General features: G+C 69.3%; 4 protein-coding genes. 3 read left to right on the top strand and 1 reads right to left on the bottom strand.

Annotated elements, in window-relative coordinates:
• The 3 genes from BZL64_RS35430 to BZL64_RS35420 form a co-directional block, all read left to right on the top strand.
• Positions 1–512 (top strand): DUF4937 domain-containing protein (locus tag BZL64_RS35430; RefSeq protein ID WP_086773159.1); only part of this gene is annotated, 512 nt, incomplete at its 5' end.
• Between the two features lie 121 nt (positions 513–633).
• Entirely contained in the window at positions 634–1,314 is a 681-nt protein-coding gene (locus BZL64_RS35425; RefSeq protein WP_086773158.1) for a histidine phosphatase family protein, read from the top strand.
• The gene (locus BZL64_RS35420) at positions 1,304–2,209 is read left to right on the top strand and encodes an ADP-ribosylglycohydrolase family protein (RefSeq protein WP_086773157.1); all 906 of its coding nucleotides are present in this window, start codon (positions 1,304–1,306) and stop codon (positions 2,207–2,209) included. Before BZL64_RS35425 ends, BZL64_RS35420 begins: the two co-directional genes overlap by 11 nt.
• 413 nt (positions 2,210–2,622) lie before the next feature.
• Here the strand turns inward: BZL64_RS35420 and BZL64_RS35415 are convergent, their stop codons facing one another.
• A complete protein-coding gene (locus tag BZL64_RS35415; RefSeq protein WP_086773156.1) occupies positions 2,623–4,170 on the bottom strand; it encodes an MFS transporter in 1,548 nt (515 codons plus the stop codon).
• Positions 4,171–4,308 lie beyond the last annotated feature (138 nt).

Below are 4,308 nucleotides of genomic sequence, written 5' to 3'. Positions count from 1 at the left end.
TTCGGGGACAGGGCGGGGGCTGGAGCAGGGGACGACCTTCGGTCGCGCATGTCTTCGCGTTCTGGGAGAGCCGCGCCTTCTACGACTCCTTCATGGCGCGTTCTCACGACCGGCTCGCGACCACCCAGGCGGGTACCTTCAAGGACGCCCAGGTCCGGCTCTTCGACTACCGGTTCGACGTGAAGACGGGCTTCGAACCCCGCTTCACCGACTCCGACCTGGTGCGAGTGGCCCTGTGCCGGGTCCATGAGGAACGCGCCGAACACTTCACGCTGATGCAGGAGAAGGTGTGGAACCCGGCCATGGCCGGGTCGCCCGGCATGATCCGCGGCATGTTCGGCGAGGCGCCGGGCCACGAGTTCCTGGTCCTGTCGATGTGGCGTTCGCTGGCCGAACACGGCAAGTACCGCGCCGAACGGATAGAGCGGCTGGCCCTGCGGGCACAGACGGAAGCGGATGTCGCCGCCCTCACCGGCGACATCGTCGAGCTGGAACCCACCTGGACAGTGTGAGATCCGGATCCACCGATCCTGTCCTGCGGGACGCCTCCCCCGGTGCGGGTTTCGTGTGACCTACGCCGTATGGAGGCCGTACGAGTGCTCGATCGGCCGCCACCCGATCTAGTGTTTTCGCATGGCAAGACCACGGCGCATCGTCCTTGTCCGGCACGGGGAGTCAACGGGCAATGTTGATGACACCGTCTACGAGCGTGAACCCGACCACGCACTGGCCCTCACGGAGCGGGGCCGGCAACAAGCGGAGGAGACCGGCAAGCGGTTGCGGGAGGTGCTCGGAGACGAGCGGGTCAGCGTGTACGTCTCGCCCTACCGGCGCACGCACGAGACCCTCCGTGAGTTCCGTCTCGACCCCGACCTGATTCGCGTACGTGAGGAACCACGGCTGCGCGAGCAGGACTGGGGCAACTGGCAGGACCGCGACGACGTCCGCCTCCAGAAGGCCTACCGTGACGCGTACGGGCACTTCTTCTACCGATTCGTCCAGGGCGAGAGCGGGGCGGACGTGTACGACCGGGTCGGCGGCTTCCTGGAAAGCCTGTTCCGCAGTTTCGAGGCTCCCGACCACCCGCCGAACGTGCTGATCGTGACGCACGGCCTGGCCATGCGGCTGTTCTGCATGCGCTGGTTCCACTGGACGGTCGCCGAGTTCGAGTCCCTGTCGAATCCGGGGAACGCCGAGATGCGCATGCTCGTTCTCGGGGACGACGGCAAGTACGCCCTCGACCGGCCGTTCGGCCGCTGGCGAGATCCGGAGCCGTACGGGATCACTGGAGAGTGGCAGAGCGATGACCGTTGACTCCTCCCCCGAGGGACGCCTGACGCGCGCCCTCGGGGCCCTGCGCGGACTCGCGGTGGGGGACGCGCTGGGCTCGCAGTTCTTCGTGCCCGCGCACTACCCGCTGCTCAAGCACCGCGGACTTCCGCCCGGCCACTGGCAGTGGACGGACGACACCGAAATGGCCTGTTCCGTCGTCGCCGTGCTGGCCACCCACCACCGCATCGACCAGGACGCCCTGGCCCATTCCTTCGCCGCGCACCACGACTTCGACCGCGGCTACGGTCCCGCCGTCAACCGGCTGCTGCGACTGGTCCGGGAGGGCGGCGACTGGCGTGAACTCGCCGCCGCCCTGTTCAACGGCCAGGGCTCCTGGGGCAACGGTGCCGCCATGCGGATCGCCCCCCTGGGCGCCTGGTACGCCGATGATCCCGAACAGGCGACCCACCAGGCGGAGATCTCCGCCTACCCCACGCACCAGCATCGGGAGGCCGTGGTCGGCGCCATGGCCGTCGCCGCGGCCGCCGCGCTGGCAGCGGCGCCGGGAGGACCGCCCGGCGCGGACGCCCTCCTGGAAGGCGTCATCGGCCTCATCCCCAAGAGCGCGGTGACCGCGGGGCTGCGGCGGGCCCGCGACATGCTCGACTACGGCGACGCCGGCACCGTCGCGGCGGTCCTGGGCTGCGGACGGCGTACGACGGCTCATGACACCGTCCCGTTCGCGCTCTGGTCCGCGGCCCGCTCCCTCGGCGATTACGAGGAGGCCTTCTGGACCACCGCGCAGGTCGGCGGCGACGTGGACACGACCTGCGCCATCGTGGGCGGCGTCATCGCCTCCGGAAAGGCGGGGAGGCCTCCCGCGGCCTGGGTGGAGCGAGTGGAGACATTCCCGGACTGGGTTCCCTGGTCCTCTTGAGCGGCTCCGCCCGGACGTCCCGCTGAGCGGCCTGCCGACGGACACCACCCGCTTCTCCCTGCCCGCCGGTGTGAACACTGTGTGTCTGACGGGAACTCTGCGTGACCGACTGTGCGTTGTTCGGGCATCCGCTGTGCGACGTGTGAGCGCACAGGCGGCAGGGCGACGGGCGGCTGCGGTGGAGGTGCGGGGTGGTCATGGGGTCGATGGGGTCGGTGTCGGTGTCAGTGGCGGCGGTGGTATGGCTGGTCCTGCTGGTGTCCGCGGTCGCGGTCGGCGTGCTCGGTGGACGGGTGCGCGTGAGGCGCGTGCGCATCGGCTCGGGTGGTGCGAGCGGTCGGGCAGGCGGCCGCGGACGTACGTCCACGAGGTTTGTCGACGACGGTCCGCGGCCGGTCCGTGACGCTGTCCCGTCAGCCGACCATGGGGCCCGCGGTGCCCGAGAGTGCTTCCAGGTCGCTCTTGCGGACCCGGATGACCAGCACGGAGATCACGACGGCCACCAGGCCCATCGCCGCGGCCGGGATGAAAGCCGTCGAGATTCCGTGGGCGAGGACCTCGTGTCCCCAGGGGGCGGGCAACTGCTGGGTGGCCGCGAAGTCGGCCTTCTGCGCCGCCGATCCCTCGGCAAGGAACTTCGGCACCTGCTTCTCGGCCTCGGAGGTGCTGGCCGAGCCGAAGACGGTCGTCAGGAGGGCCAGGCCGATCGAGCCGCCCACCTGCTGCATGGCGTTGAGCAGGCCGGACGCGGCGCCCGCCTCGTGCTGGTTGACGCCGGACACCGCGGTGACGGTCGCCGTCACGAAGTTCAGGCCCATGCCGAAGGCGAACATGATCATCGGACCGAGCACGCCGCCGACGTAGGAACTGTCCGGAGTGATGAACGTCTGCCAGACCAGGCCGACCACCACGAGCGAGGAGCCGCCGAGCATGAACGGCTTGGGGCCCAGAACTGGCAGGAATCGCTGCGACAGACCGGCGCCGAAGGCGATCGCGACCGTGACGGGAAGGAAGGCGAGCCCCGCCTGGATCGGGCTGTAGCCGAGCACGTTCTGCACGAACAGGACGATGTAGAAGAACATGCCGAACATGGCCGCGGCGAGGCTCAGCATGATCACGTAGGTGCCGGAGCGGTTGCGGTCGGCGAACATCTTCAGGGGAGTGATCGGCTCCTTGGCGCGCATCTCCGTGAACACGAAGGCGATCAGCAGCACCAGGGCGATCCCGAAGGCGACGAGGGTGCCCTCGTCGCGCCAGCCCTTCTCGGCGGCCCGGATGAAGCCGTAGACCAGGGACGCCATTCCCACCGTGGAGGTGAGGGCGCCCGCGATGTCGAAGCGCCCGGGGTGCCGTTCGGACTCCCTGATGTACAGCGGGGCGAGGACGGCGATGAGGAGGCCGATCGGCACGTTGACGAACAGCACCCAGCGCCAGTCGAGCCACTCGGTGAGCATGCCCCCCGCGAGCAGACCGATGGCTCCGCCACCCGCGGACACGGCGGCGAAGACGCCGAAGGCCCGGTTCCGTTCCGGGCCCTCGGGGAAGGTGGTGGTGATGAGCGCCAGCGAGGTCGGCGAGGCGATCGCCCCTCCGACGCCCTGCAGCGCGCGCGCCGCCAGCAACTGCCAGGGCTCCTGGGCCAGACCGCCCAGCAGCGAGGCGAAGGTGAACAGCAGGATGCCGGCCATGAACACCCTGCGCCGGCCCAGGATGTCGCCGGCGCGGGCACCGAGCAGGAGCAGACCGCCGAAGGTCAGGGTGTAGGCGCTGACCACCCAGGTGAGGTCCGTCGTGCTGAAGGCGAGCGCGTCTTGGATGTGCGGGAGGGCGATGTTCACAATCGTCGCGTCGAGTACGACCATGAGCTGGCACGCCGCGATGACGGTGAGCGCGATGCCGGGATGCCCGTCCCGGCGGGGCGCGCCCGGTTTCTGGTTCTGAATCAACGGAGAGGTCGTCACTATGGGTCCCCCACAAATGCTTTAGTGAACGGTAGCGTTCACTGCCGCGTCAACCGTAGTGAGTCCCCAGTAGTGAACGCAAGCGTTCACTTGCGGCACCTTCCCCTGATCTGCCCGTCGCCGCCACCCACGGCGACC

This window comes from Streptomyces bobili, from assembly GCF_002154575.1.
Lineage (GTDB): Bacteria > Actinomycetota > Actinomycetes > Streptomycetales > Streptomycetaceae > Streptomyces > Streptomyces bobili.
This window is presented reverse-complemented; position numbering and strand designations above follow the sequence as displayed.